Genomic DNA, 26419 nt, shown 5'->3' with positions numbered 1-26419 from the left:
GCTCTTAGTTGACATGCGTCTACTAAGAGCCAGCCTAGACGTCACTAGTAGACGCATGTCAAGTAAGCTGGGCATGTGCCGCCCCGCCGACGCCTGACTCCCGCCGACCGCCGCGCCCATCTGCTCGCCGTCGGCGCACGGCTCTTCTCCGCTGCCCCGTACGACGACGTGCTGATGGAGGACGTGGCCAAGGTGGCCGGGGTGTCCCGCGCCTTGCTCTACCGGCACTTCCCCAGCAAGCACGCGCTCTTCGCGGCGGTGTACCAGGAGGCGGCCGACCGGCTGCTCGCGGCGACCCGGTTCGATCCGCAAGCCACGCTCGTCGAACAGCTCACCCAGGGCCTGGATGCCCACCTCGACTACTTCATCGCGAACCGCCACGCCGTACTGGCCGCGAACCGGGTGCTTGCGGGGGACCCGGTCATCCAGACGATCATGACGGATGAACTCGACGCCCTGCGCTCACGCCTGCTCGGCGTGCTCCCGCTGGCCGACGAGCGCACGCACGATGCCGTCTCCGCCGCACTGAAGGCATGGCTGGTGTTCGTACAGGTGCTCTGCGTGGACTGGCTCTCCCACGAGACCTGCACCCGCACCGAGTTGCGCGACACGTGCATCGGGGCCGCGGTGGGGGCCCTGCGCCCCCTGCTGCCCGCGGACCCGGCGACCGACTGGCCGCGCCGATAGCTCAACGGCGAAGCCGGGCCGCGACGGTGGCCGGTCCTGGCGCCCGCCGCTTTCTGGGTCAACCTCAACCCCGACGAGCCCGACCGCATCATCGACTCGCGCCTCGGCCGCACCGACACGGGCCGGGCGCTGCTGGACGCGGACCTGATGCTCAAGAAGACGACGGGCAAGCTGATCCACCCGGACACGAAACTGGGTGCGAAGTACTGGCGGCCCCTGTCGGGCAAGTGCACATCGTTCCGCACATGGATCGTGCCGTCGCCCGCGACGGTGCACACCAGGGGCGACGAACTGCACACCCTGAAGGCGCCGTTGAACGTGCAGATGGAGACGCAGTACCGCAAGCAGCGGGGCGACTCCGATGCGGCCGCGTGCCCGCAGCAGTCCGCGCGCGTCCAGGAACACAACGAGTCCGTGTTCCGGCAGATGATCCTGCCGCGCGTGGTCAAGGCTGTGAACTCCGCCCCGGACTACGCCGACTTGCGGCGTGTGTACCTCAGCAGGGTCGCCGCCGAGTGGTACCGGGAGTTGAGCCTGAGCAAGAGCACGACGTACGGGAAGATGATCGACCAGGGTGACATCGACGCGTACGCCACGCGCGGGAAGTGGAAGCCGAGGGACACCTTCGACGCGTAGATGAGGTCCGCCTGGCCCACCCTGGCACGCAACGTCGGCGCCTCGCTCGACGAGCCGACCCGAGACCGGGCGAAGGGACAGATCTGGTTCGGCGGAGGCGTCCCGGCGAAGGACGGCGGCAATGAAACGAAGGGCCGGGAGCAGGGCGGAGGCACCTCGGATGCCCTGGGGCCTCGCGCGGGCGAAGAGGGCGGCGGGGGCCTGACGGCCCTGGTGGAGCGGTGGCTCGTGCCGGCGGGGGCCGCGCTGCTCGGGGTGGTGGTACTGAGGTTCCTGATGCGTCGGCGCCGGACAAGGCGACGCGTAGGCGGGTGAGGAACGCGCGTCACGGCGTGCGGTCTGTTCCCTCGAACCGGTTGTTTTCTCCTCTTGTTGCTTCCCGGCCCCCGGCCCTTGACAGGCTGTGACCTCCGGTGATCAGTACGGCGAACAAAGGGCGCACATGGCAGTGGTCCAGGGCATCTTGACGGCGATTGCGGCAGCCGTAGTGGGCGTGCCCTTTGCGGCCGCACTCTCCGCCTGGGGAGACGGGGGCATGCCAACGGTGGAGAAACCGTCACGGCCCGGCCACGCAGCCAGGTCCGGCACGAACGCCGGGGGCGTCACGCTGAAGAAGGACACGAGGGGCACTGGGGACACGCACAGCGACTGGGATGAGCTGTCGCCCTTGTACCGCTGCAACCTCCTCATCGTCATGGGGGCCATCGTCCTGTTGGAACTGGCCGTGGCGGAGGTGGTGTCCGACAACGGCTGTGCCTGGGCGATCGCGGCTCTCTCCGTGGTGATGGTGTCGACGGTGCCGGTCGTCCGGTACGAGAAGGGCGTACGCGGCCTGCCGCTGGCAGTACACGTGTCGGGCGCGCTGGCATTGGCCGCGGGGTGTCTGAGCATCGGTACTTTCGTCACCGAGCCGCGGGCTCACGCACTGGGGCTGATCCTGCTTGCCGTCGCCGTAATGGGTGCGGCGACGACATCCGTCCTGGCCCTGATCCGCGCCAAGGTGACACTCACCGTGCTGCCGATCGCTGTCGCCGTACTGCTGATCGTGTTCGGTGCGGTCGCATCGTCCCAGTACAACTCGGCCGGATACGCCATGCGTTACGGACAGCCTGTGCGCATGGCATTGCCCGGCAGCTGCGTGCAGGGCCAGGGGATGGGGTGCGTGATCACGTGGGACCAGACGGACCGCGGGGGATCGTCCGTGTTCTCGTACGGCCAGCAGGTCACCGTCCACTTCAGCGAGGAGGGCCGATCCCGCTACGGGCACTACTACGCGCTCGGTGGCCTCTACAAGCCCGGAGACGACAACGACCCGACCGGGGTTTCCCTGGACGCCCGAGCCGTCGGAGGCGACGCGTACGTGACCGTGGGCTACACATCCGACTCCTGGACGCCCCTGGGCCGGTTCCGTCTGCCCGGACTGGTGTGGGCGTCCCTGCCCCTCTTCCTGCTCCCGCTGGGACTGCACCTGTTCCTCGTCAGGGACAGGGCGACACAACCGCTACGGCGGCGGGACCTGCGATGCGCGGGCCCGGAGTGAGACCTTCTCTTCCGGGCCCGCACTGGGTTCCGCCTACAGGGGAGGATTGTGCACGGGGTGGCGGGGCGTGTCAGGGCGCACGGTGCTCGGGGCCGCTAGTGGTCCAGGACCGTGGGTTTGGTGCAGTCGAGTCTGTGTGGGCGGGCTCGGCTCACGGTCCGCGCCAGAGGTTGGCGTAGGCGGCGTTCTCGATGGTGCGCCTCTGGCGTACGGCTTCCAGTTCCATCACCGCGTCGTGGACGGCGGCCAGCACGGTGGTCACCGCCTCGTCATCGGGGCCCGGTTCGTCGTCGGATCGTTCGCCGTCGATGCCCACGGTGGCGGCCAGGGCGGCCAGGACGGGTTCCCTGTCGGTCCAGCGGTCGGTAGCACGGCGGCGCGCGGGCGTATCGACCGGTTGCAGGCGTTGCGAACCGAAGGACAGCGGGCCGCTTCGCTGCTGCTTGAGTTCGCCGTCCTCCTCCATGGCGGTCTGGTAGGCAGCCGCGAGGTCCCGGCCGCGACGCCACAGCCAGTCGTCGATCGGTTCGTAGGGTGCCTGCCGGGTGAGCCCTGCCGCGGCCTCGCCGATGAACGGGTCGTCCAGCGCCGGCTGCCCGGCGGGCACGATGCGGTCGCCGTCCACGGCGATGGCCCCCGCACCGATGAGATCGATCAGCTCGGCTCCCGCGAGTGCGAGCGACAGGTCGCCCTGTCCCACGGAATGCTTGGGGTCCGAGGCGATGATGAACAGGTCTTTCGCCGTGGTCATGAACGGCTCCCTCGAAGACATCGGCAAAGAGTGAGTCCCCGCCGACCGTCCCGCGCCCGAGGCCGGCCCGGTCGGCGGGGCGGCTGTCCCCATCAGTATCGCCCCGCTCGCACGGCGGGAGCCTGTTCGCAGGGCGAGAGCCCCCCAGGAAGCTTGCCGGACGCCGTTGGCGCTCGTAGCGCTACCGCAGGAGTTGACCGGCCGCTACGTCACTCGTTTGACGACAGGCTTCCGGGCGGTGACTAGCGTCGCCTGTCGCGGGCCTCGAGATGCCCCTTGCGCGTCTCTGGCGGCTCTCACGCAGCGATGCACCGCACGCTTCGTGCATCGCTGCCCCGGGCGGCGTCCCGCCATGGCGCTGCCCTTACCGCCATCCACGGAAGAAGGTAGTAAATGCGCAAGCCAGGGGGAATTCTGTGGGCGCTGATCGCCCTCGTCGTCGCAGCACTGCTGTCGCCGATGACGGCCAGTACCGCGGGGGAGCAGGGCATCGGGGGCAAGGCTGTCGCAGCGGCCTCCGCCGGCAGCACCCACGCGACCAACGACGCGGCAGGTGCGCGGGACAGCGAATTCAAGGCGGAGCCATTCCAGAACCGAGTGGTCACCTTCAACGTCTGCAATCCGTGCCGGTGGCCGGACAAGGGCAGCGATCCCGCCATGCACATCAGGCAGATCGCCGAGCAGATCAAGACGTACCGTCCGCAGGTAGTGGCGCTGCAGGAAATCTGCGTCGGCGAGACCGAACGGCTGGCTGAGCTGCTCGACTTCCGCTACGGGCTCGACTACAACATCGCGCACGGCAGCGTCACCAACAGGACCGGCCGCTGCTACCCCTACGGAAAGGCGTACGGGAACGCCATCCTCTCGGCGGCCCCGCTCACGAACAAGGTAAATCACATCTACGGTCAGGGCGGCAGCGAGCCGCGCGGCTACGTGGCGGCCGACACCACGCTCAACGGAAAGACCTACCGGATCCTGGCCACCCACCTGGCCGAGGCCGGGCAGTCGGCGGTACGCACGGGTCAGGTGAGGGAGCTGGTGGCCGAGGCGACCAAGTATCCCGACGTCATCGTGCTCGGAGACTTCAACTCCCAGCCCAACGGCGCGGAGCTGGCGCCGATGTGGGAGTCATTCCGCGACGCCGACCCGCACTGCACCCCGCAGTCCACCACGAACTGCCAAATGACCATAGGAGACCAGGGGAAGCCCAACGGCCGGAAGTTCGACTACATCTGGCAGCGCAAGGGATACACCCAGCCCGGCGTCGGCGTGCACAACAACTACTCCGATCACCACCTGGTCCACGCCGACATCCCCAAGCCGTGCATCCCCATCAACTGCTGAACCAACGCCGCCTGGGCCGGAGCTCGTACTTCCCGCTGGCCAGGGGGAGGGCGAGTCTCCCTACCAGTCGCACTGCCGATCGGCCTACGGATTCGCCTACCCACTAGAGCGGAAGCCCCCTTGCCCGCCCTTGGTGCCGGTCGCCGGGCCCGTGAGACCTTCCTGCACAGCCTGCAACTCGATGTCCGGTCAGGACCTGGACGAGACGAGGAGCGGGCCCGGCCGGGACGCGGGCGACTTGATTCCATGATTTCACAGGTTGATTCCGCACGGCAGGAGTCGGAAGGCCCGGCCCGGCTCAGCCCATGCCGTCGTCCTCGTCCTCGTCTCCCATGCTCTGGTAGTTGGAGTGGAACAGCGCCGAGAAGCGTCGGGTTGCCGTACTTCGGTGCGAAATCGTAGGCGGCCCACTCGCCGTCCGGTCCGACATCGGTCGGATCGAGCAACCAGAAGTCCTCTCCCCGTGCGATCTCGACGGACGGGCGAAACATCTGCACGTCGTCCTCGCGCCAGAGGCTCTTCCCGAGCCGGAGCTTCACCCAACCACGTATCGACCCGGCTGCCCTGATCAAACAGAACCAGCTGATCGTCATCCAGCAGATCGACCAGTTCGTCGTCGTCGGCAGAGTTCTTCAAGTACCGCCAGCCGTACAGCTCCAGAAACCCTCGCCACTCCTGCGGCGTGATCGGAACAGCGGCAACTACATTCTCTTCGGGCCCAGTTGTCTCCCTCACGCCGTCCATGCTGCGAGGTGGGTCTGACAACGCCGACGGCTGTGGGCCGTAACGCGTGCGAGGACCCCTGGTGACGACGGGGGCGCGCCGGTCCCCGCGCCCGCGGGGCTGGGCCGGGAGCGGCCGTCAGGAATGTTCGGTGAGGAAGGGCACCACGGCGTCCAGGAACTGTGCCTGTCCTTCGACGTTGGCCATGTGCACCGTGGGCAGGACGGTGAACCGGGCGCCGGGGACGGTCGCGGCGAGTTCCTTGCCGTGGTCGGCGGAGGTGACGGTGTCGTGCTCGCCCGCGATGACGAGTGTCGGGTTGGGGATGAGCGTGGCCGTACGGCGCAGGTCGTAGTCGCGCACCGCGGCCCAGCTGCCGGCCACGCCCTCGCGCTGAGTGGCGAGCAGGGTGCGGCGGAAGCCCTCGACCACTTCGTTGTCGCCGTGCAGCATGCGGGCCGGGAACCAGTTGCGCAGGAAGCTCTCCGCGGTGGCCTGCATGTCGGGGGCTTCCAGCAGTTCGGCGATCGGCCGGTCCCACTGACTGGGCGGACCGAGGTAGGCGGCGGTGTTGGAAAGCACCAGACGGTCGACACGCTGCGGCACGTGGATCCCCAGCCACTGCGCGACGATGCCACCCAGGGACAGGCCCAGCACGTGCACCCGCTGCAGGCCCAGGGCATCAAGCAGCTCCACCACATCGCGCCCCAGCCGGTCCAGGGAATAGGGACCGCCGGGGACACCGGAGGCGCCGTGGCCGCGCGCGTCATAGCGCAGAAGCCGGAAGTGCTCGGTCAGAGCCGGGACTTGGCCGTCCCACATGTGCAGGTCGGTACCGATGGAGTTCGAGAGCAGCAGCACCGGCTTGTTCTCGTCGCCGTCGAAGCGGTAGGCGATGCGGACGCCGTCGCCGGTGGTGATGAACGTACGAACGTGAGAAGTCATGTCAGCTCCAGGTGTCCAGCGTCATTAGCTATGACCTCAGCCTAGGAACACTGCCTGCAGAGTGCTATTACAAAGAATGGACGTAACCTGTAGGTTCTTCCGACAATGAATGACTTCACGCTTCACGAGTTGCAGTGCTTCAACGCGGTAGTGCTCGGCGGCGGCTTCCAGGCCGCCGCCGAGCGGCTGCACCGCTCGCACCCTTCGGTGTTCGCAGCGGTGGCCAAGCTGGAGCGCCAGCTCGGCCTGGAGCTGCTGGACCGCTCGGGCTACCGGGTACAGCTCACCGAGGCGGGGCGCGCCTTCCACCGCAAGGTGCGCTTCCTGCTGCACGAGGCCGATGAGCTGCAGACCTACGCCGCACAGCTGGCGATGGGGGAAGAGGCCGAACTGCGTGTGGTGCTGGGGGACTTGTGCCCCCTCCCTCCGGTCCTCGAGCTGCTCAGTACCTTCTTCGCGCAGCGCCCGCAGACCCGACTGCACCTGCAGTTCGAGACGGTCACCGGTCCTTGGGAACGGCTGCTGGAGGACGAGACCGACCTCATCGTGCACCGCGTTCCCAAGAGCGACGTGCGGATGGAATGGATCGATCTCGGCCGCGTCGCGCTGGTGCCCGTCGTGGCGCCCGGATTCCTGCCGTTCCCCCCGGACACCGACATCACACCGCAGCGGATGCAGGCCTTCACCCAGTGCGTGGTCCGGGACTCGGCGCGACATCCGTCCGAGCAAGGCCATTTCCTGGTGGAAGGCGCGCCCCAGAGCTCCGTTCCCGACCACCTCATGAAGAAGGAGCTGATCTTGCACGGCATGGCGTGGGGACACGTGCCGCGTTTCATGATCGAGAACGAGTTGCGTGACGGACGGCTGCTTTCCATCGCCGGACGGCACTTTCCCGGTGTGGTCGAGGAACTCTCGGCAGCGCGCCGCCGCGACCAGCCACACGGACCGGTCGCCGACCAACTGTGGGACTTCCTGACCCACCACGCACCACTCCTGCGCCCGGCGCTGGGCCGCGTCCCCAAGCCGAAGAAGGCGCCCGCCCACGACAAGTGACCGGACTTGAGGGCACCGAGGCCCTGTCGGACACGGGCGCGGCGCGCATGTCTCCAGCCGGGGCCCGAGGGGTACCGCCGGGCCGTGTGGGAGCTTGTTGAGGTCGGCTCTGCCCGCAGTCTTGGGGGCGTTGAGAAGGAGCGGCAGCCCCCCTCGGGATCATCGTGGGCCGATGCCGCGTACTCCTCGAAGGGCTTCACGGCCGCGTACCGATCGCGGTTCCTCAGCCCTTAGATGCAGGCTGGTGAGGGCATGGTAGAGGGCTTCAGTTATGCGGTCGGTCCGTCTGTGCGCGCCATCGGCGACTCCGCGCACTGAACCGCTGGTGCCTCCCCTCCCGGCCCCCGCCCAAAGCTAATCCGCCGACCGCTCGGTACAGTTGCCGCCGAGGGGGCACCATGCTCGAACAGGATTGGGACGACGACACCGAATATCACCGGGCCGTGGGATGTACGTGGATCATGGTCGTGTTGTCTTTGTTCTGTTGCCTGCTGGTCATCGGACTCGTGGCCGCAGCCATATTCGGGGCGGACGTCTTCCTTGATCTCGCGGAAGCCCTCAGCGGATAACTCAACGCCGTTCCACCGACCGTATGGCCGACTAGCAAGCGAGCTGTCAGCTACGAACTTGCCGTGTGGGACAGCGAGTACCCACTCGACGACGACCAAGCAGGAACGTGTGGGCATCGCCGCCCGTCATCGACGAGGCGTCCGGGCCGGTCGTGTGCCTGCTCGTGACGTACGGCAAAGCCGAGGAAGTATCCGAGTACGCCGCGACGCCAGCTCGCGAGCACGGCCTCCTCTGCTATGACCCGCAGGTCGAACGCCTGCGGCTTTGAGGCCCTGCCTCTGTGAGGCCTTCCGTGCACCGACGCTTCTGCCGCCTCAGGGCCGGAACTCGTACGAATACAGGCCGCGTTCGCCGACGGCGGTGAGCCCGCGGCCGTAGGGCAACCAGGCGCAGGAAATCAGCGGCGTTTCGACGCGGACGCCGGCGACGGTCCGGCCGGTGACGGCGTCCCAGACGCGGAGCAGTGAGCCGGCGGTGGCGATCCACTTTCCGTCGGGGGAGAGGGAGAGGCCGTTGACGGGGCCGTCGGGGTCGGTGACGGTGGTCAAAAGGACGCCGGTGAGGGGGTCCCACTGGCTCACGTCTCCGCTCGGGGACGTGGTGAGCAGGCGGCTGCCGTCGGGTGCGACGGCGAGGCCGGTGAGTTTCTCGCCGCGGTGGATCTGGACCTGGCGGCCGGCGACGGCGCGGCCCTCCGCGAGGCGGACCACCTGCACCAGGGACTCGGCACCGGTCCGGCCGGACCGCGGTCGGTGGCGCAGCACGGCCAACCAGGTCCCGTCGGGCGCGAGGGCGACGGTGTGCGCCCGGCCGTCGGCACCCCACGGACCTGGCACGGTGGCGGTCCGGGTCTGCCGGAGGCGGTTCCACAGCTGGAGCGCTCCCGCGGAGTCCGCGACGGCGAGCCACCTGCCGTCGGAGGCGATGGCGAGGGCCTGCGCGGTGGTGGAGGGGCCCAGCGGGAGGACGACGGGGTCCACGGCCGCCGACTGGCCGATGGTCCTGATCTCGACACCGTGCAGGTGGCCCGCCGCGTACCAGCTGCCGTGCGGCGCGAAGGCGATCGGTCCTCGGTACTCCCCGTGATGTGACGACAGGGGGCTGCTCCAGGTGGCACCGTACGGATCGCAGAGCCGGATGCTTCCATCGCGGTGGGCGACGGCCAGCCGATCGGCGTCGCCGACGACGGTGACCGTCCGCATTCCCTCGCCGTCGCCGGAGCGGATCTGCTCGGGCCCCCTGCTGTCCCAGACCCGTACCGTTCCGTCCTCTCCGCTGCTGATCACCCGGTCGCCGTCCGGTGTGACCGCGACGGCGAGGACCGTGCCGGTATGGGCGGTGTAGCGGGCGCGGCACTCCCGTGTCCGCCGGTCCCAGAGGGCCACTGTGCCGTCCTCGCCGCCGCTGGCCAGCCATGTGCCGTCCGGCGAGACCGCCACCGCGGTGGCGCGGCCTTGGTGCGCGGAGATCTGCGAGGTGTGGTGGGGCGGCGTTTCCTCCCAGATCTGCAGCACTCCGTTCGCCTCGGCGGAGACGATCCAGCTGCCGTCCCGCGCGATGGCGATGGCATTCACCGCAGCGCCGGCGGTGGGACCGCGGTCCTGCACCCGGGTGAGGTCCGCGGACATCAGCCGGACTCGCTTGCGGCCACCGACGGCCAGCCACCCACCGCCGGGGGAAAACGCCACGCAGGTGTGCTCGTCACCCTCCTGGATGTTCTGGGCGAGGTGCTCCCCACTCCACGCCCAGACTTCCAGAGTGCCGTCCGTGGCAACGGTCGCGATGCAGCGTCCGGAGGCCGCCACGGCCCGCACCGACGCTCCGCGGCCCCCGACCGGTCCGAGGGTGCGCGTCGGCGGGGTGGCCCGGTCGAGGGTCCAGGTGTGGAAGGTACGGCCCGGCCCACCCGTCACCAGCGCGGTGCCGTACGGGGCGACCGCGAGGACTCCGAAGCGGCCGGGGCCCCGGACATCCAGGGTGAACTCGCCGCCGCTGCGCGGGTCGAGCCCGCGGGCCATCCCGTCGGCTCCGACAGCGACGAGCGACGTGCCGTCGGACCGGACTCCGACGGACCACACGGGTCCGGTATGGCCGAGGAAGGTGCGCAGCAGCGCCGGTTCGGGCAGGTCCGGCGGAGCACCGCGGTTGCACAGCAGCGGCCGGGCCGCGATCTCGGGGTCGGCCTGCCGGCCCGCGATCCGGTCGCGCCACAGCGGCAGCGACTCCAGGCGGCTGTACAGGACGTTCGTCAGGAGCTCGGGCGGGTCTGTGGGGGTGAGGAGGTGGGCGGCTCGGGTGAGGTCGTCGGCGAGCTTGGCCGCGTGCCGCGTGGGGACGTCGAACAGGTCAGCCCAAGCCGCCATGGGGCCGTGTTGGTGAAGTCGGCTCTCGATCCAGCGCAGGTTGCTCGCGACGCGCTCCGCGTCTTCCGTCCGCCCCGCGGCGAGCAGGTGCTCGATCGCGTGGTCGAGGACGTATCCCTCGGACGACTCCCAGGGGGTGGGACCGAAAGCGTCGGCGAGCGTACCGTGCAGTACGGCCGTGGCGGGTTCGCCCAACTCCTTCTGCAGATAGTCGCGCAGCACGTCGTGCATCGCGACGCGGCCGCCGTGGTCAGGGGTGAGCGAGATCAGGGAGAGCCGGTCGAACGCGGCGCAGAGCGTACGGCTCTCGTCCTCCGTCAGACCGCCCCTTGCCGTCCACAGGCGGGCGATCAGCGTGACGGGGATCGACTCGTCCTCCGCGAAGACGGACAGCTCCGCGAGCCGCCGGTCACTACCGGCCGGCAGCAGGGTCCGGGCCGCCTCCACCGTGGCCCGGACAGCCCGGGCGCGGCGGGCCGGATCGTCCAGGTCGAGCGTGGCCGGGTCGGAGTCGACCACGACGGGGCCGTGCGCGACGAGCCCCCGCAGGGTCTCCGCCGCCGCGTGCTCCGGATCGCTGCCGGTGGCGATGCGGCGGCTGATCAGCCGGTTGGTGAGACGCAGGAGCAGTGCCCAGCGTCCGGTCGCCTCCAGGAGGTCGCGGACGAGAGGTTCGGGCAGCGCGGGCAAATCCCAGGTGAGGACGGCGCGGGCCTGGGCGGGTGACATCTGGTCGACCCGGACGCGTTCGGTGCCGCGCGGCAGAGTGTCGGGGACACGGGTGGTGACGAGGCGGACGCAGCGGGCGCCACCGCGCAGGAAGGGATCGAGCTGTTCGGTGTCCCAGACGTCGTCGAGGAGGAGCAGGGTGCGCGGGCGGCGGTCGAGGAGCCGGCCGAGGTGGTCGCCCGCCAGGCCCGGGTCGTCGAAGGCCGTCGTGTCGCCGGTGACGAAGCGGGTGGCCTCGGCCACCTTGGCGGCGATCGCCGCCCGGCCGCGGACGTCACGCCCGATGGTGACGACGTAGATCCGGCCGCGAAAGTACCGCCGTACACGCGGACTTGCGGCCACCGCCCGGGCGAGGACCGTCTTGCCGAAGCCGCCGGCGCCATCGAGGGCGGTCGTGATGGCGACGGTACGGCTGCCGCGCCGGGTGCGGCACACCGCCTTGACGGTACGGGCCCGTTCGGTGCGGTCGATCACCCAGTCCGGAACGGTCTGTGCGGACGGGGCGGGCGGATCGCCGGCGACCGCGGTGGGCCGCTCCTGGCGCCAGGCCAGGACGACGGCCACGAGGATCCCGGCGACGGCGAGTCCGGCGACCCACCACCACGGCTGCTGCCGGATGCGGTCGAGCGCTCCGGGCCAACGGTCCTCGGACGTGGCCGCGTTGGCCGCGAGCGAGGCCAGTACGGCCACGACCGCCGCGACTACGGCGAGCGCTGCGCCCTTGACGGCACCGCGCACGGGCCACCTCCCTGTCCCGACTGCCATGACGATAGCCAGGGGGCGAGGCGGGTGTCAGCCGGGGGCGGCAAGTGCCGGCCGGGACGCCTGTGCCAGGGCCTGGTCGCAGTGGTGCAGGGACAGCCGGGCAAGATCCGGGGCCCCTGCGACTTCGGAAACTCCTGTAGGTCGTCAAGTCGGACTGCGAGGTCAGGAGGATGCGTTCGCCGCCCGGCTTGACCGCCAGGCGGTCCGGGCCTCTGGGCCGCCCGGACCGCGTTAGCCGCCGACCTCACGCACCATGGCCTCCTGGCCGTCGTGCCGCCTGGAGGAAGGCGCAACCCGCCCGAGGGCAGGCTCAGTTGCAGAGCCCGCTGCACGGTGCCAGCCACAGTGGGCCGCAGCCGAAGTCCGTCCAGGTGCACCCGCCGTAGCACACCGAGGAGCAGCTGCCGGTTCCCACACCGCACCGGGAATTGCAGTCCTGGGCCTGGACGCCTTGGTCGCGTTGGGGTGCCGCGCCGTGCGTGTCGGCGGGGCCGAGCGTCCTGAGTACTGCGCGGGCGCCGCTCTCGCCGAACGCCGATACGACCGCCGTCTCCAGATCGTCGGCGGCCGCTCCCTTCGCGCGTCCCGCGATGATCTGCGGTGCCAGCCGCGTCGCGTCGTCCAGGACGGCCAACTGCCCGGCCGACAGATCCGGGTGTGTCTTGCGGTAGTGCGCGAAGTGCGCCACCCACAGATCGCTGCGGGCCGGGGCGGACAGCGCTCCGTAGACGGCGCGCCGGTAGTCGGCGGGATAGGAGACGAACTCGCTGTAGCGGGTGGGCAGTCGGTCGGGGTTGGCCTGCACCCAGCTCGACGCCTTGCTCCCCTTGGCGCGGGACACCGCCTGCGCGGGTGAGGTTGCCAGGCCGCCGGTGACCAGGAACGTCCCCAGGGCCAGCCCCGGCACGGCCTTGAGGATTCCCCGACGGCCCGGTGAGCGCAGCGCGTCGAGGCCGCGGAGTGCGCGCACCACCCGTAGCGAGTCGGCCGGCCCCAGCAGCCGTGCCAGGCGCAGGGACAGCGCGGTACCGGTCCAGGCTCGCACCTGGTCGCCGTCGACCGCCAGCAGGGTCGGGGCCCACTCGGCCCCTTCCCCCAAGGCCCGCGTACGCAGCGCACGGACCCGGGGTTCCGTGAGTCCCGCGGTGGTCAACGTTCCGTCGACGGAGTTCCCCACCCGATCGACGACTTCTTCGCAGAATCGGCAGTCGGCGTCGAATGCCAGAATCCACTCGGTCATGAACTTCTCCCCACGTTGGCGTGACGACCCGTTCCATGGCGCCCGTCCGGTGAGCGTTCGCAGGCCTTTCGCGGCTTGCGTGGTCTTTCGGCAGTCGAGCGCGCTCCGGGGACACCCGAGGAGAGAGCCTTCTCCGGGGCATCGGGGAGTGTCAAACATTTCGATGAGGAGGCGCGTCCCGGTGTCCTCGCGAGCACGCGCGGCCGGGCGGGCGGGGTTGAGTCGACGCGGTTGAGTCAACGGGGTTGAGCCATCGGGGTTGGGGCGACCGTAGTGCTGCACCGGCGTCGGCCTCGATGACGATGCGGGATCGGGCCGGGGCGGGCAGGACGGCCGGTGGCGGGCGTGACGTGCCTGCTTCTTCGTCATCGTCGGAGGGGCCCCGAGTTCCTTGACGTACCCCTTCCCGCGGGTGGCACTGGGTGCCACAGTGTGGGGATGAACTCATGCTTCATTTCGGGGGCCTCGCAGGTCTGGGCGGCACTGGGTGCCGATTCTTCGTTGCTTGAGCGGGTGTCCTGCGGCGGTCCGTCCGGAGGGCTGCCGGCGCGGCTGCCCGTGATGGAGCTGGCGCGGGCCACCGTCACGGTGTGCTCGCTCGCGGCCGCCGAGCTCGCTTCCGTACGCACGGGGCGTCCCGTGCCCCGGGTGCGGGTCGATGACGGGGCAGTGGCGACGGCGTTCCTCAGCGACCGGTTGGTGCGGGTCGACGGGCGAGCATGGTCCACCTTCTCTCCGCTGTCCCGGTTCTGGCGGGCGAGCGATGGATGGGTCCGTACGCACGCCAACTACCCGCACCACCGGGCCCGATTGCTCGCCGCTCTCGGGGTGCCGGGAAACGGCGACGAGGAGGCGGTGGACGCGGTGGACCGGGCGATCGCGGGGCTTACTGCGCTGGAAGTGGAGGAGATCGTGTACGCGGCGGGCGGCTTGGCCGTCGCGGCACGCGGCCCGGGGGACTGGGCCAAGAGCGAGCAGGGGGGCATGGTTGCGGGGCAGCCGCTGCTGAAAACGGCGCGCATCGATGAGGCCCCGGTTCGACTGCCGGATGGTGCCGCACTGCCGTGCGCGGGGTTGCGCGTCCTGGATCTGACCCGGGTACTGGCCGGGCCGGTCGCCACCCGCACGCTCGCGTTGCTCGGCGCTGACGTACTGCGGATCGACGCCCCGCAGCTGCCGGAAAGTCAGGAGGCCCACAACGACACAGGGATGGGGAAACGCTCGACCACCCTGGACCTGCGAGATGCCGCCGACCACAGGCTCTTCGGGGAACTGCTCGATGCGGCAGACGTGGTGGTCACCGGCTACCGGCCGGGCGCGCTGGAACGGTTCGGGCTGTCGCCCGAGGCGCTCGCCGAGCGCCGACCGGGTCTGGTCGTCGCCCAGCTCTCCGCGTGGGGCCGTTACGGACCGTGGCGCGAGCGGCGAGGCTTTGACAGCCTGGTCCAGGTGGCCACCGGCATCGCCGAGCTGGAGGGCTCGCCCGACTCGCCCGGTACTCTGCCCGCTCAGGCACTCGACCACGGCACCGGCTATCTGCTCGCGGCCGGTGTCCTGCGCGCGCTCACCGAGCAGCACCGCACGGGCGGTACGCGGCTGGTCCGCCTGGCGCTGGCGCAGACCGCGCACTGGCTGGTCCACGACCTGGCAACACCTGCTCCGGGCAAGGACGAGGCCTTCGACGCCGAGCACTGGCTGACCGAGACCGACAGCCCCATGGGCCGACTGCGGCACGCGCTGCCGCCGGTGTCGTACGACGGGGGCCCGGTGAACTGGGCACGTCCGCCGGGTCCATGGGGAACGGATGCCCCGGTCTGGGGCGGCGCCTGACGAATACCTCCGGGCCGTGCGCCCGCCCCACCGATCGGCCGTACGGGATGGCCGGCAACGACGGACACCGTGCCGACGCCGGAAGCCAGAACTGGACGTTCATCGGCAGTCTGCTCGCCGTGCTGCCCCTCGCGTGCGGTCTGATCACCGAATTGGTCGCTCGCAGGCGCAGCAGCTGAGCTGACCCCGTGCCGAACGCGCCACGGCCACGGCCACGTGCCTTGGCCTCGGCCTCGGGTGAGTCGCCTCGCCCAAGTCCTCCCGTGCCTGAGCCAGTTAGCGCCGTGACCCGCAAATCGCAGGACGAGTGCTCGGCAACCGAGTGAATCTAGATCAGAACACTGCCAGGCGTTAACGCAGAGTGAACGGGTGCAGCCATTCTGTCCCAGGAAAGATCCCCACCCCAGAACGGAATCCTCGTATGCGCATGCGTCGTTCGCTCGGACTTCTGGCCGTCACGGCCGCCATCACGCTCGCTGGTAGCGCAGGCACCGCCTACGCAGAGTCGGCTCCCCTGGAGGTCGGCCACGTACAGACCATGGCCATGGAGGGTGACGACACCCTGAAAGTGATCGACAACGCTGATGAGCGCGTCGTGGCCGGGAGCGTCGTGGTCGAAGGCCGCGCCATCCGAGGCACGTGCGGCGGCGCCGCTTGCGGGCCCGGCTGGCTCTGAGCCTGTTCGTACGAGACCTTGCCGGGGTTCTGAAGCCCCGATAGGAGCGTGCTTCCCGGCCGCCGCAGCGCGGCGGCCGGGTGCCTGCCGCTGATGCGGGCGGTCGACCGCGAGCCGGCTTTCCAGCTGGAGCTCATCGGCGAGGAATCTACCGAACTCCCCGCGACGGCGGGCGGCTTGCCCCGGCGTCGCCCCGGCTCCGCTGATGACCGGGGTGTGGAGTTCCATCTGCTCAACCAGTCCCCGGTCGCCCGTCCGCTCTTGCAGGAGGCCGCCTTCCACCGATATCGAGGAGTGGACCTTTGGTCTTCACCTCGACGGCCGGGAATAGGCCTAGTCGAACGGTAGACGGGCTTTTACCGTGCGCCTATGAATGAGCCGCGGGAGCGAATACCGCAATGCCGCCTCCGAGTGCTGCCGCGGGAACGATCCCGGCTCGCCGGCCAACCACCTATCCGGTGGCCTCACGTAATGAGGGCCGACTCCCGTACGCACCTCCAAACCTCAGGCCCCGTTGGAACCCGGCCGACCAGCTTCCGGGCCACCCGCCCAGTGTGTACGCGCCGTACGCAGCTCCCGGCGGCGGTATCCAGTACGTGCGCCTGAACAGCAGAAACGCGGCAGCCAAATCTGGGCCAGAGTGAGTCGGCAAGACATGAGCATCCCGATCAACTGCTCCGTTCAACCCGATCAACTACTCCGTTCAAGGAGACAGCCATGGCGCAGGACAGCACCGAACGGAAGTTCAGCCTCCTGTTCACCTGGTTCGACCGCACTGGAGACGGCTACCTCACCCGCAACGACTTCCAGCAGCTCGGCGAGGTATTCGCCGCGGTAGCCCCGGACGAGAGCAATAAGAGCGCGCTACGCGACGCATTCATGCTCTGGTGGGACGTCATGGGAGAGGCTGGCGCCCGAGATGCTCAAGGCCGCATCGGGCGCCAACAGTTCATCACCGCCATGCGCTCCCACATCGCCGCCGATGCCAAGACCGTCGAACGCCTGGTGACGCCCATCATCGACGCCCTCATGCGCGCCCTGGACACCGACAAGAGCGGCATGCTCACCGCTGATGAGTATGTGCGCATGTACGACGCCCTCGGCATCGACCCGTCCACCTCCGGCGCGGCCTTCCAGCGCCTTGACCGTAATGGCAGCGGCACCATCACCCACGACGAGTTCCGCACCGCCATCGAAGAGTTCTACCTGAGCACCGATACCGAGGCACCCGGCAACTGGTTGCTCGGATCGCCACTGCCGCGTGGCTGATCGGTCCCCACCGAGTTGATGCAGGCGGCTGATTCCGACTCGCTCCAGATCACAGTCACGACGGAGGCGGGCGCGGGCCGTATGGGATGTGGTGCTGGAGAGGGCCCCGTCGGCGAAGGGCGGGCACGTGATCCGGCAGGATGGCCGCATGCCCCACACCCCGATACGCCCCGCGCAGCCCTTCGACGAGAAGTGGATCGCCCAGGCTCTCAACGGTTTCATCGAAGGTTCCGGACACTGGGGGCCCGGCACGCTCGCCGTGTTCACCGAGGTCGGCGACTACTTGACCGGGAGTGGCGAGGAGGCGGCCGCGCGGTACGGGGGCTGGAACTGGTACCGGTTCATCGGGCGGTGCGGCGCCGTGGCCCTGCGGGCGAGCTCCTTCCACGTGCCAGACCATCTGCGCGCGGTCCAACTGGCGATGCTGGAGGTATGGGCGGAAACTCCCTTCGCCGACCCGGCGGTGCGCGCCCGGATGCGTACGGGCGTCCTCGAACTCGCCGACGAGGACATGCGTGCCGCTCGGACCAGCGAGGGTGCAGTGGTCGCTCTGCACGGGTGCGGCCACGGCCAAGACGGGCAGCGTTTCGTCGAGTTGCGCAGCGGCGCCGCGCAGTCCCCGGCACTGGGACGCATCACGGCCACCGAGCCTGCGCCCGAGGCGGGTTGGGACACCCCCGACCGGCTTCGGCGCATGGTGAACCTCGTACGGCAGAAGGGCCCCGCGCCCTGGGACCGCGCGGCGGCCGCGCTGCTCGCCGAACGGACTGGGCTGAGCCGGGCCGGTGCGGCGCTGCTGCTCGCCGGAATCCCCGATGTGAAGTACGGGTACCGGGGCCTTGATGCCGAGGCGCGCAAGGTGATGGGGCTCAAGCAAGCCGAAGCCGAGGCCGGTGAGAAGGAATTGGCCGCCCTGCGGGTGGACGAGAGACTCGATCTGCTGGCCGACGTGCTGCCCGCGGACCCGGAGCAGCTGTGGCTGGAGGGCGGGCAGCTGGCGCTCGCCGAGCGGATCGCCGAGGCCTGGCGCAGGCAACAGGGCGTACGCCCCGCCGTGCCGGAGTCGACGCTCGCCATCGCCGCCGAGCACAGTGATGTGCGGATGGCCCCGGCAACCGTGTGCGCCGTGTTCGCCGATCCCGCGCGCGAGCCGCTGCTGAGCCGCGACCCGGACACCCGGCTGCGGGTGAACAGCATCAGCGGCGCCGGCTGGGAGGGCGAGGAGGGTTTTGGTTTCAAGGAGCTGCTCGTCGTGGTCTGCGACGCCGTCGACTGGGTGTACGCCGAGCTTCCCGAAGGAGATCCCGTACGCCGGGGTGTCCCCGAGACCCTACGGCTGCTGCGGGAACGCCTGGCCCATCCGGGGTTGCTGCTCTCCGCCCGTGGCCGCAGCCTGCGCGGCCGCACCGTGGCGGACCTGCTGCCTGTCTTCCCCGGCGCCCTGCCCTATCTGGACGCCGCCGAGCCGCTTGCCCATCCCGCGTTCGACGACGGCCTGGTCGTCGTGTCCGAGGCAGGGTTCGACCGGCGCGGTGAGCGCGGGGCGCCCGGTGTGTACTTCCGGCCCGGCCGCTACGGGGCCGACGAGCGCTCGCGGCGCCTGGAGGCCGTCATCGACGTGGAGGACTCGCATCTGGCGCTGGTCCGCAGGCTGCGTGGTCCCGAGTTCGAGCGGATCGTGCAGCGGCTAACCGAGGGGTCGCTGCCGCCGGGCGGCTACGAGAGCGATCCGCGGCTGTCCGCGCCCGAGGTGGTCAAGGAGGCGGTCGCCACGACCGGCGTGGATCCGGACGCCGCCACGTTGTATCTGCAGCTGCTGGCCCTGCCCGTGCCCACCGACCGCCGTATCCGCCGTTTCAACCGGTGGACTCCCGCGCACCACAAGGCCGTTGCGGCCGCACTCCTTGATGCCGACCTGGTGGTTGCCGACCGCAGGCCCCGGGCCGGTCGGGGGGTCTTCCTGCCCGGCGACTGGGCGGCCGGGGACAAGTTCTACCCGCCGATGGAGACCTTCAAGGCCGAGCTGCTCGGGGTCCGGGTGATCGCGTCCAAGGTGCGCTCCCAGCCCGTCGCCGGGCCTCTGCCCGAACTCTTCGCCCGGGCCTGGCGGGTGCGTCCCAGCTGAGCGCGGCGGTGTGTTCCGCGCGGTGCGCCAGAACACCGGAGGATTACTGCGCGGGCCGGGCCGCAGGAGAGAGGGGCCAGGCCGGTGTCCGTGCAGGCGGTAGGTCGGTGCTTCGGCTTCGGCTGCCGCAGACGAGGCCGCCACAGTACGGTGCGCGGATGTGTTGCGTGCGTGGCGCTCGTGAAGTCACGAGTCCGAGCCGGCACTGGTCCGCCTCGCGCGCGAAGCTGCACGAACTAGGTGCTCGCTCCGCTGCGGCGCCGACTGAAGCGCACCGTGCGTGCCGACCACGAAGGTGAACGACTGAGCCAGCTCCGCCGCTGCCGGGACGGACCGCAGCCGTCAGCTCGACCGGCCCGCCGTGTCGGTAAGCCCGCCCCCCCGCATACTCACGAGAGTCGCCCTAGAAGTGGAAGCCGATGATGCCGTAGCCGGGGCGGGCGGCCGCGTGTCGTATCCAGCCGATGCACTGCTCGACGGCCCGGTCGATGCCGGGTTCCAGGTCCGCGGTCTGCCTGCCCTCGTCCATGATCAGCTGGGCGGCTTCGTACTGCGCCAGGGCCTTGGTGCACTGCTCGTGCGTCCACTCGCCGCTGTCGGGGGTCTCCGCGCCCTGGGGAAGGGAGTCGGGCGGTGTGCCGAAGAAGAAGTCTTCGGTGGCGACCGCGGTGATGCCCCGGGCGCTCAGCTCGGTATCGACGTCGGCCAGCCAGTTGCCGCGGTGCGGGGTGAAGCAGTTGTTGTTCAGGAACGAGCCGGTGACATCGCACAGGCGCAGGTAGGCGTAGCCGTACTGGAAGGCGTGGTCCGGGTCGTCGCTGAAGGGGCCGCCATTGACGACGGCGGTCAGCGCCTCGAAGGCCGTGGGCGCACCCTCCTCCTCGATGGCGAAGGAGAATTCGTCATCGTCACGGGCCAGTTCGGCGCCGTGCTTGTCGCGGATGACAGCAAGCAGCTGCTGGTCGCGGGAGCCGATCAGGGCACGCGTGGCAGCGATGTCGAGCAGGTACACGCTCAGGGAAGAACTCATGCTGCGACCTTAGAGGCGGCCTCTGACAGTCATACGGGCAGATGGTTGCGGGTGGGTCGTGGAGGGCCATGCCCCAAATGACCGTGCCCTGGATGATGGATCTTTCACCGGAGGCACCGGTGACGTCATCAACGTCTGCACCCTGCGCGCGGGGATGGGCCCAAGGACGCGACGGCGAATCGTCGGCCTGGGTTCTGAACTCCCGGACCAGCAAGACCTTCGCCACCGTGCACCTGACGGACCGGGAATCGGCACGGGGTGCGTGAGGGGCGAACGTGTTCACGGCGCGGTCCCCCATGGGCCCGGGGTTCGCAGCCGCTCGGTACTGGGCTTTACGAAGCGCTTTCGGGTGCTGCGCGTGCCGCGATTGCACGTCTTGCGGGCAGGGGGGGGCGGCGGGCGGATTCCCGAGCGCGGTCGCCCGCGTCCGCGAGCCAGCCTCGGGCGCGGCGCACGAGCGGTTCGGGGTTCACGCTCTCCGCGCTGCTCGGCCAGCGCACCCCGGGCCCGCCGCGCGCACAGTGGGCGACCGGCAAGTAGGTCAAGGAGGCAGCTCCGGTACGGAAGGCAAGCGCATCCAATCGATCCGAACGGGGCAACTGCGGCTGCTTTCGCCTCAAGTCGCATCGGGTGGCGGCGTGACTCCTAGAGTCCCCGCCAGGGCCGGACAACCGGCCTTCACATCCCTCGGAGGAGGACCCGTGACCAGTGTGGAAGTGTCCCTCAAAACCCTGCTGACCGAGGCCGAAGGAGCGCTCGGAGCCGCCGTCGTCGACTACACGAGCGGCATGGCGCTCGGCACGCTGGGCGGCGGCAAAGACCTGGATCTGAACGTCGCGGCGGCCGGCAACACCGACCTGATCCGCGCCAAGGTGCGCACCATGGAGATGCTGGGTCTCAAGAGCGAGATCGAGGACATCCTCGTCACTCTGAGCACCCAGTACCACCTCATCCGTCCGGTGACCGGAAGGTCGGGCAACGGACTCTTCATCTATCTCGTCATCGACAAAGCCCAGTCGAACCTCGCCATGGCGCGCCGTCTCCTCAAACGCACCGAGGAGCAGATCGAGGTGTGAGGTTCGACGTCCTTTCTGTGCCCGCTACTTGAAGAATTCTTCAAGCCACTACCTCTGCATCTTCCGAACTCTCGGATCGAGTGGCCCCGGCCGGAGAGGATGGGACATCACGCCGGGCGCGGCGGCGGTCAGGGCCGCCGCGCCCCCATCTCAAGGCCTCATCCGCGTGAGGAAAGTGAGAGATCCCGTGCAGGCGCCCCTCTACCAGGTCAAAGCAGAGTTCTTCCGCATGCTCGGGCACCCGGTCCGCATCCGCGTCCTCGAACTCCTCCAGAACGGGCCGGTATCGGTACGGGATCTGCTCATCGAGATCGACGTCGAGCCCTCGAACCTCTCCCAGCAACTCGCCGTACTGCGCCGGTCCGGCATCGTCGTCTCCACCCGCGAAGGCACGACCGTCACGTACGCCCTGGCCGGCGGCGATGTCGCCGAACTCCTGCGTGCGGCACGCCGCATCCTCACCGAACTCCTCGCCGGCCAGACCGCCTTGCTGGCCGAACTCCAGGACTCCGGGCAGCCCGGACAACCCACCGCGCCCTCGCCTCGCTCCTGACTGCGTCTGCCAGCTCGGGGCCCAGCCCGTTGTAACGTGCAGGGACCTTGTCACGTTGGAGAGCGGAGCGGCCCATGCACGACGCAGGCGATCGGATCGACACCTCGACGGCCCACTCGGCGCGGGTCTACGACTACATCCTGGGCGGCAAGGACCACTACCCCGTCGACGCCGAGGCGGGCGACACGATGTGCGAGCACTGGCCGGCGCTTCCGGTGCACATGCTGGAGAACCGCCGGTTCATGCACCGCGCCGCGCACTATCTCGCCAAGGATCAGGGCATCCGGCAGTTCCTCGACATCGGCACCGGCTTGCCCACGGCCCCCAATCTGCACGAGGTGGCGCAGAAGGTGGCGCCGGATTCGCGTGTGGTCTACGTCGACAACGACCCCATCGTCCTGGCCCACGCGCGCGCCCTGCTGCAGGGCACGCGTGAGGGTGCGACCGCGTACATCGATGCCGACATGTATGACCCGGACGCCATCTTGAACAGTCCGGAGTTCCGCGCGCTGATCGACTTGAAGGAGCCGGTCGGCCTGATGGTCATCGGGATCCTCCACTTCATCCTGCCGCCGGACGACCGGCGCCTGGTGCAGCGGCTGCTCGAACCGCTGCCCGCGGGCAGCTTCCTGGCGATGACCATCGGCACGGCGGATTTCGCGCCCGAGGAGGTCGGGCGGGTGGCCGAGGAGTACACCCAGCAGGGCATGCCCATGGCCCTGCGCGACCTGGCCACCGCCACCTCGTTCTTCGACGGGATGGACCTGGTGGAGCCGGGCGTCACCCAGGTCCACACGTGGCGTCCCGGCGCCGAGCAGGAAGGCATCGATGCCCGTGCCATCGCGATGTACGGGGCGGTGGCCCGCAAGCCCTGATGCCCCGGCAAGCCCTGCTGCCCCGCCGGCGCTGCCGCCGATACGGGCACGCCGCTACCGGTCGTCTTCGTAGTTGGCCAGGGCCAGCCCGAGCGCGAAGAAGGTGGGAGCCCACTCTCCGACGAAGATGCCCCACCGGTCGGCCCGTTCCACGCTCTCGCTTTTCTGGGAGGTGAGCCACGAACAGAGGGACAGGCCGATGGATCCCACCGCGGCCAGATAGGCGTGCTCGCTCTTGACTCCGCTGTCATGCAGTTTCTTGACGATCACGATGCCTCCCGGGGTGCGGCGCCACTGCGGGCGCTTTGCGCGGCACACCACCTGTGCCGTCACCCATCTCTTCGCCGCGACCGCCGCCCATGGATGCAGATAAGCCGCTTTCATGACGAAAAACTATGGAAACGGCAAGAATCCGGCGGGGGCGCGGGCGGCGGAGCGTGCGCCGGGCGCGGTGCTGCTGTGGTGCTGCGTTCGGTGGCCGCGGCCGCGGCTGCTTGCAGTCCGCGGGTTCTCGCGAGTGCCGGTCAGTCGAGGGTCGGTTGGGTGGCGTTGTCAGCGGAGGTCCGTGTGTGGGTGCAGAGTGGCTGGGGTGCGGTAAGGGGCAGCCGCATGCGGTGCGCCAGATCGCGGGTCATGCGCTGTGTGAGGCAGCTGCGCCAGGTGATGCCGGGGTAACAGGCCCGCAGATGCGATACGGCACGGGTTCCCAGCCCGCTGTCCTGCAGGGGGGAAGCTACGTACACCTCGGTGATCAGGCCGCGCGCGCACCGTTCGCACACTTCGTAGGTGAGATGGCCGACGATGCGGCGGGTGTACACCAGGAGCAGGCTCTGGGCCCGGGGTGCCGGCGCGGGGGAGTGGACGATCCGTACGTCGCGGTAGGCCAGGAGCCGGCGGTGCAGCCTGCCGCGGCGGCGGTTCGCTCGGGCATGCCGGGGGTTCTTGACCCGCCGCGCGGCGCGGGCGAGAGGTCCCGGCACTCGTGCACGTATCTCAAGCATGCATGGTGGGTGCCCCTGCAACACGAACCGAATCAGGTCCCGCCTGCCCGCCCGGGCTGCTCCCGGAGGGGGCAAGGGCGCTGTCCTCAGGAACCGCACCCGTTCGGGCCAGGGCTTGGCCTGCGTGCGCTGCAGCATCTTGGCCGGGGTATCGACGGCGGTGATCAGCGTGTGCGGCGTGGCGAGGGACAGCGCGCGCGTGGAGGCCCCGGTGTCACAGCCGAGATCCGGTACGTGCAGTCCGTCACCGTCACTGTCCCCAGGCAGCCGCAGCAGGCGCGCCGAGCGCAGCAGATCGGTTCGGTGGCCGGCGCCGCCGGAGCAGCGCGGATGGCCGTCGGGTCAACGCCCCGGCGCTTCCACGGACAAGGTTCCGTCAGCCGCGACGCGGAGCAACTGGGCATCCGAGGCCAAGGCATCCACGATGGCTGTGACGGTCTGGCCCACATCCATGCCCGCGGGCATCGCCGGGGCGCTTCCCGCCACGGACCGGTCGGCGAAACCGGTGTCCAGGTGGCCGGGGCGGGCCTCCAGCACCCGGATGCCCGCGGCTCGCGCCTCACGGCGCACCGCGCCGAGCCATGCGCTCAGCGCAGCCTTGGACGCGCTGTAGTCGGCCATCTGCGGTTGCGGGCGCTCCGCCACGACACCGGTGAGGGCGAGGAATGCTGAGCCCGGCGGCATGATGCCCAGAGCGGAGCGGAAGAACGCCGCAGGCGCCAGGAAGTTGACCGCCATCAGATACTCGGCGACCTCGTCACCCGTCTCCTGCGCCCGGCCGAAGGCCACCGACCCGAAGGCGGTCACCACGATGTCCAGGCCGCCGAGCCGGTCCGCTGCGGCGTGGACCGCGCGAGCGCAGGACGCGGGATCGTAGGCGTCGAACACTACCGTCGGCGCCCCGCCGTGGGCCCGCGCGGCAGCGGAGAGACGGTCCGGGTCCCGTCCCGCCAGGACCGGTCGGGCTCCTCGGCCGACCAGTTCAGTTGTGATCGCACCGCCTAGGACGCCGGTCGCACCGGCCACCAGTACGCGCGCACCCTGCATATCCATTTTGCACCTCGGTTCGCTCCCTCACCCCCTGCAAGGTCACTTCGCCGCATCGCCCGCCCCCGGATGCAGCGCACCACGGTGCAACACGGGACACCAGCGTGCCGCCGCCGTACGTCTCGGGCGACTGGAGCGCCCCATGCGGCGGCACGCTGCACGGATGCGGCTGCGCGATCTGTTCCTGTGTCCGTGGACCGGAACTCGGCATGCACGAGGGGCGAGCGGTGGCTGGGGGCTGGGCCGGGGCGGTGCCCAGGCCGGCGGGTGGCGCATCGACCAGGTTGAGCCGGGCGTCGCACAGCCGGTCGGCAACGCCCGGACACCCGGACGTCGTCACCGCTGAAGCAGTGCTCGGCCGGACACGGCAGGGCGGCCTCACCACGCTCGTGGCCGCCGCCGAACCGTTGCTTCGTCAGCTCTCCCCGTGGACCGGGATGTGGGAGCTGCACTTCAGTAGGTGCACAGAGATCCGCTGGGAGACGGCCGGTACTACGTCGAAGGACCGCGCAGAAGCAGCCCGCGGATCGCTGAGACGCACAGCGCGCAGGCCGCAGTGGCGATGGTCGTCAAGCGCCTGCCGCCAGGCTGCGGCCCGGCCTTCCTCGGCAATGCGGAGAAACTAGCCGCTTACGAGAAGGTGCGGGACGGCAGACAGGGGCGGCCCATCGTCTCCGCGGAAACAGAGATCAGCTCCATGAGCGGCTTCGAAGACGGATCCTGGCCTTCGGTCAGCGTTCCGGGTGGGATTTCGGCGTCTTTGGCTTTGTCGCCGGGCTGGAGTTGGCGGTCGTAGCGGCCCTGGCGCCAGACGAGTTTCTTGAACTGTTCGGTGGTGAGGACACCCTGCCAGGGGGAGCCGCCGGGGCAGAACACGCTGGTTGTCCTGCTCGATGCCGGTGTAAGCGAGGCCGCCGCCGAACATGAGGCTCAGCACGAGCCCTTCGGCGAAGTGCAGGCAGCCGTCACCGCCGCCGCCGCTGTTCCCCGGACCCTTTGCCAGGCGGGTACCGAGGTTCTTGGTCAGGGCGCCCTTGCCGGACTGCGCCTGTTCGACGGTGCGTACCTCGGCTGCGCCGCAGCGCGGGCATATCGGCGTCGGCGGCCCGGGCGTTGCGTCCGTTGTCATGTACGGAACGCTATCGGGTGGGGGTGTCGGCGCTGACGGCGGAGGGTGGTGCGGCCGCTGGCGTCGATGTGTCATGCCGGGCTGGTGACCTGAGGCAGAGATCTTCTTCTTGTTCCGGCAACTATGGGTTGCCCGAGGTGCCCGTTCTCGTACCGCGTTAGTGTCCGGGCATGAGGTGGGGCGGGAGAGTGGGCAGAGTGCTGCTGTGCGGCTGGTGCGGGGAGGCGGTCGAGCAGGCGGGGCCTTGGCGGAGGCGGCGGTACTGCTGCCGCAGTCATCGTGTGAAGGCCAGGGCACTCGCCCGGTTGCTCGACGCCCTCGACTTCTGACCGGTGAGGAGGGGGGAAGGACGGGTTCGGTCGCACGAAGTGTCGGAACGTGATGACCGTTGTGCCGAGCCGCCAGCGAGCAGAGTACGGCGAGGGCCGCCCCGGCCTGCTCGCCCGGGCCGGGCATCCGGTG

25 protein-coding genes and 3 pseudogenes are annotated in these 26419 nt (G+C 69.8%); 17 read left to right on the top strand and 11 right to left on the bottom strand.

Annotated features, from left to right (window positions below; all coding sequences use genetic code 11):
- Positions 1–75: 75 nt before the first annotated feature.
- The 4 genes from ABZ906_RS06910 (at position 76) to ABZ906_RS06895 (ending at position 2863) form a co-directional block, all read left to right on the top strand.
- Positions 76–687 carry a TetR/AcrR family transcriptional regulator gene (locus ABZ906_RS06910; RefSeq protein WP_361378404.1) on the top strand — a complete coding sequence of 204 codons (612 nt, stop codon included), beginning with the start codon at positions 76–78 and terminating at the stop codon, positions 685–687.
- Positions 688–834: 147 nt separating this feature from the next.
- Positions 835–1323 carry a hypothetical protein gene (locus tag ABZ906_RS06905; protein ID WP_361378401.1) on the top strand — a complete coding sequence of 163 codons (489 nt, stop codon included), beginning with the start codon at positions 835–837 and terminating at the stop codon, positions 1321–1323.
- A complete protein-coding gene (locus ABZ906_RS06900) occupies positions 1324–1638 on the top strand; it encodes a hypothetical protein (protein WP_361378398.1) in 315 nt (104 codons plus the stop codon). It abuts the gene before it with no gap.
- Positions 1639–1858: 220 nt separating this feature from the next.
- A complete protein-coding gene (locus ABZ906_RS06895) occupies positions 1859–2863 on the top strand; it encodes a hypothetical protein (protein ID WP_361378395.1) in 1005 nt (334 codons plus the stop codon).
- Between the two features lie 151 nt (positions 2864–3014).
- Here ABZ906_RS06895 and ABZ906_RS06890 read toward each other — a convergent pair whose 3' ends face one another.
- Positions 3015–3614 (bottom strand): GPP34 family phosphoprotein, encoded by a 600-nt coding sequence (locus tag ABZ906_RS06890; RefSeq protein ID WP_361378392.1) that lies wholly within the window; start codon positions 3612–3614, stop codon positions 3015–3017.
- A gap of 393 nt (positions 3615–4007) precedes the next feature.
- Between ABZ906_RS06890 and ABZ906_RS06885 the strand changes: the two genes are divergently transcribed.
- The gene (locus ABZ906_RS06885; RefSeq protein WP_361378389.1) at positions 4008–4958 is read left to right on the top strand and encodes an endonuclease/exonuclease/phosphatase family protein; all 951 of its coding nucleotides are present in this window, start codon (positions 4008–4010) and stop codon (positions 4956–4958) included.
- 298 nt (positions 4959–5256) lie between these two features.
- Here ABZ906_RS06885 and ABZ906_RS06880 read toward each other — a convergent pair.
- Positions 5257–5702, bottom strand: a pseudogene (locus ABZ906_RS06880) (hypothetical protein).
- 117 nt (positions 5703–5819) lie between these two features.
- Positions 5820–6626, bottom strand: a complete 807-nt coding sequence (gene pcaD, locus ABZ906_RS06875) for a 3-oxoadipate enol-lactonase (RefSeq protein ID WP_361378386.1) — start codon at positions 6624–6626, stop codon at positions 5820–5822.
- A gap of 105 nt (positions 6627–6731) precedes the next feature.
- Here pcaD and ABZ906_RS06870 point away from each other — a divergent pair, with 105 nt between their 5' ends.
- From ABZ906_RS06870 to ABZ906_RS06860, 3 genes are all read left to right on the top strand, one after another.
- A complete protein-coding gene (locus ABZ906_RS06870) occupies positions 6732–7679 on the top strand; it encodes a LysR family transcriptional regulator (RefSeq protein WP_361378383.1) in 948 nt (315 codons plus the stop codon).
- 398 nt (positions 7680–8077) lie between these two features.
- On the top strand, positions 8078–8248 hold the full coding sequence (locus tag ABZ906_RS06865; RefSeq protein ID WP_361378380.1) for a hypothetical protein: 171 nt from the start codon (positions 8078–8080) through the stop codon (positions 8246–8248).
- Positions 8249–8355: 107 nt separating this feature from the next.
- Positions 8356–8517 (top strand): hypothetical protein, encoded by a 162-nt coding sequence (locus ABZ906_RS06860; RefSeq protein WP_361378377.1) that lies wholly within the window; start codon positions 8356–8358, stop codon positions 8515–8517.
- A 46-nt stretch (positions 8518–8563) separates the two neighbouring features.
- On the opposite strand, the gene ABZ906_RS06855 is transcribed toward ABZ906_RS06860, so the two are convergent.
- Both ABZ906_RS06855 and ABZ906_RS06850 read right to left on the bottom strand, forming a co-directional pair.
- Positions 8564–12079, bottom strand: a complete 3516-nt coding sequence (locus tag ABZ906_RS06855; protein ID WP_361378374.1) for an NB-ARC domain-containing protein — start codon at positions 12077–12079, stop codon at positions 8564–8566.
- Between the two features lie 337 nt (positions 12080–12416).
- The gene (locus tag ABZ906_RS06850; protein ID WP_361378371.1) at positions 12417–13346 is read right to left on the bottom strand and encodes a bacteriocin fulvocin C-related protein; all 930 of its coding nucleotides are present in this window, start codon (positions 13344–13346) and stop codon (positions 12417–12419) included.
- 438 nt (positions 13347–13784) lie between these two features.
- On the opposite strand from ABZ906_RS06850, the gene ABZ906_RS06845 reads away from it, so the two are divergent.
- The 5 genes from ABZ906_RS06845 to ABZ906_RS06825 all read left to right on the top strand — a co-directional run bounded on the left by ABZ906_RS06845 (position 13785) and on the right by ABZ906_RS06825 (position 19246).
- On the top strand, positions 13785–15176 hold the full coding sequence (locus ABZ906_RS06845; RefSeq protein ID WP_361378368.1) for a CoA transferase: 1392 nt from the start codon (positions 13785–13787) through the stop codon (positions 15174–15176).
- A 47-nt stretch (positions 15177–15223) separates the two neighbouring features.
- Positions 15224–15355: a hypothetical protein gene (locus tag ABZ906_RS06840; protein ID WP_361378365.1), complete on the top strand. Its 132-nt coding sequence runs from the start codon at positions 15224–15226 to the stop codon at positions 15353–15355.
- Positions 15356–15597: 242 nt separating this feature from the next.
- Positions 15598–15852: a hypothetical protein gene (locus ABZ906_RS06835; protein WP_361197045.1), complete on the top strand. Its 255-nt coding sequence runs from the start codon at positions 15598–15600 to the stop codon at positions 15850–15852.
- Positions 15853–16482: 630 nt separating this feature from the next.
- Complete coding sequence (locus tag ABZ906_RS06830) at positions 16483–17121, top strand: EF-hand domain-containing protein (protein WP_361381299.1); 639 nt, start codon at positions 16483–16485, stop codon at positions 17119–17121.
- Between the two features lie 148 nt (positions 17122–17269).
- Complete coding sequence (locus ABZ906_RS06825) at positions 17270–19246, top strand: hypothetical protein (protein ID WP_361378362.1); 1977 nt, start codon at positions 17270–17272, stop codon at positions 19244–19246.
- A gap of 403 nt (positions 19247–19649) precedes the next feature.
- Here ABZ906_RS06825 and ABZ906_RS06820 read toward each other — a convergent pair whose 3' ends face one another.
- Positions 19650–20276 carry a hypothetical protein gene (locus tag ABZ906_RS06820; RefSeq protein WP_361378359.1) on the bottom strand — a complete coding sequence of 209 codons (627 nt, stop codon included), beginning with the start codon at positions 20274–20276 and terminating at the stop codon, positions 19650–19652.
- A 701-nt stretch (positions 20277–20977) separates the two neighbouring features.
- Between ABZ906_RS06820 and ABZ906_RS06815 the strand changes: the two genes are divergently transcribed.
- From ABZ906_RS06815 to ABZ906_RS06805, 3 genes are all read left to right on the top strand, one after another.
- Positions 20978–21352: a hypothetical protein gene (locus ABZ906_RS06815; RefSeq protein ID WP_361197057.1), complete on the top strand. Its 375-nt coding sequence runs from the start codon at positions 20978–20980 to the stop codon at positions 21350–21352.
- 187 nt (positions 21353–21539) lie between these two features.
- Complete coding sequence (locus ABZ906_RS06810) at positions 21540–21905, top strand: metalloregulator ArsR/SmtB family transcription factor (protein WP_361378356.1); 366 nt, start codon at positions 21540–21542, stop codon at positions 21903–21905.
- A gap of 74 nt (positions 21906–21979) precedes the next feature.
- The gene (locus tag ABZ906_RS06805) at positions 21980–22780 is read left to right on the top strand and encodes an SAM-dependent methyltransferase (RefSeq protein ID WP_361378353.1); all 801 of its coding nucleotides are present in this window, start codon (positions 21980–21982) and stop codon (positions 22778–22780) included.
- Positions 22781–22834: 54 nt separating this feature from the next.
- Here the strand turns inward: ABZ906_RS06805 and ABZ906_RS06800 are convergent, their stop codons facing one another.
- The 4 genes and pseudogenes from ABZ906_RS06800 to ABZ906_RS06785 form a co-directional block, all read right to left on the bottom strand.
- On the bottom strand, positions 22835–23050 hold the full coding sequence (locus ABZ906_RS06800) for a hypothetical protein (RefSeq protein WP_361197321.1): 216 nt from the start codon (positions 23048–23050) through the stop codon (positions 22835–22837).
- 254 nt (positions 23051–23304) lie between these two features.
- Entirely contained in the window at positions 23305–23781 is a 477-nt protein-coding gene (locus ABZ906_RS06795; RefSeq protein ID WP_361378350.1) for a hypothetical protein, read from the bottom strand.
- A gap of 87 nt (positions 23782–23868) precedes the next feature.
- A pseudogene (locus ABZ906_RS06790) lies at positions 23869–24090 on the bottom strand (class I SAM-dependent methyltransferase); the annotation flags it as partial.
- Between the two features lie 33 nt (positions 24091–24123).
- Positions 24124–24834 (bottom strand): SDR family oxidoreductase, encoded by a 711-nt coding sequence (locus ABZ906_RS06785; RefSeq protein WP_361378347.1) that lies wholly within the window; start codon positions 24832–24834, stop codon positions 24124–24126.
- Between the two features lie 203 nt (positions 24835–25037).
- On the opposite strand from ABZ906_RS06785, the pseudogene ABZ906_RS06780 reads away from it, so the two are divergent.
- Positions 25038–25426: pseudogene (locus ABZ906_RS06780) on the top strand (DUF6193 family natural product biosynthesis protein); the annotation flags it as partial.
- Between the two features lie 32 nt (positions 25427–25458).
- Here the strand turns inward: ABZ906_RS06780 and ABZ906_RS06775 are convergent.
- Complete coding sequence (locus ABZ906_RS06775) at positions 25459–25704, bottom strand: hypothetical protein (RefSeq protein WP_361381477.1); 246 nt, start codon at positions 25702–25704, stop codon at positions 25459–25461.
- Positions 25705–26419: the final 715 nt, after the last annotated feature.

The sequence above is a fragment of the Streptomyces sp. NPDC046925 genome (assembly GCF_040644915.1).
Lineage (GTDB): Bacteria > Actinomycetota > Actinomycetes > Streptomycetales > Streptomycetaceae > Streptomyces.
This window is presented reverse-complemented; position numbering and strand designations above follow the sequence as displayed.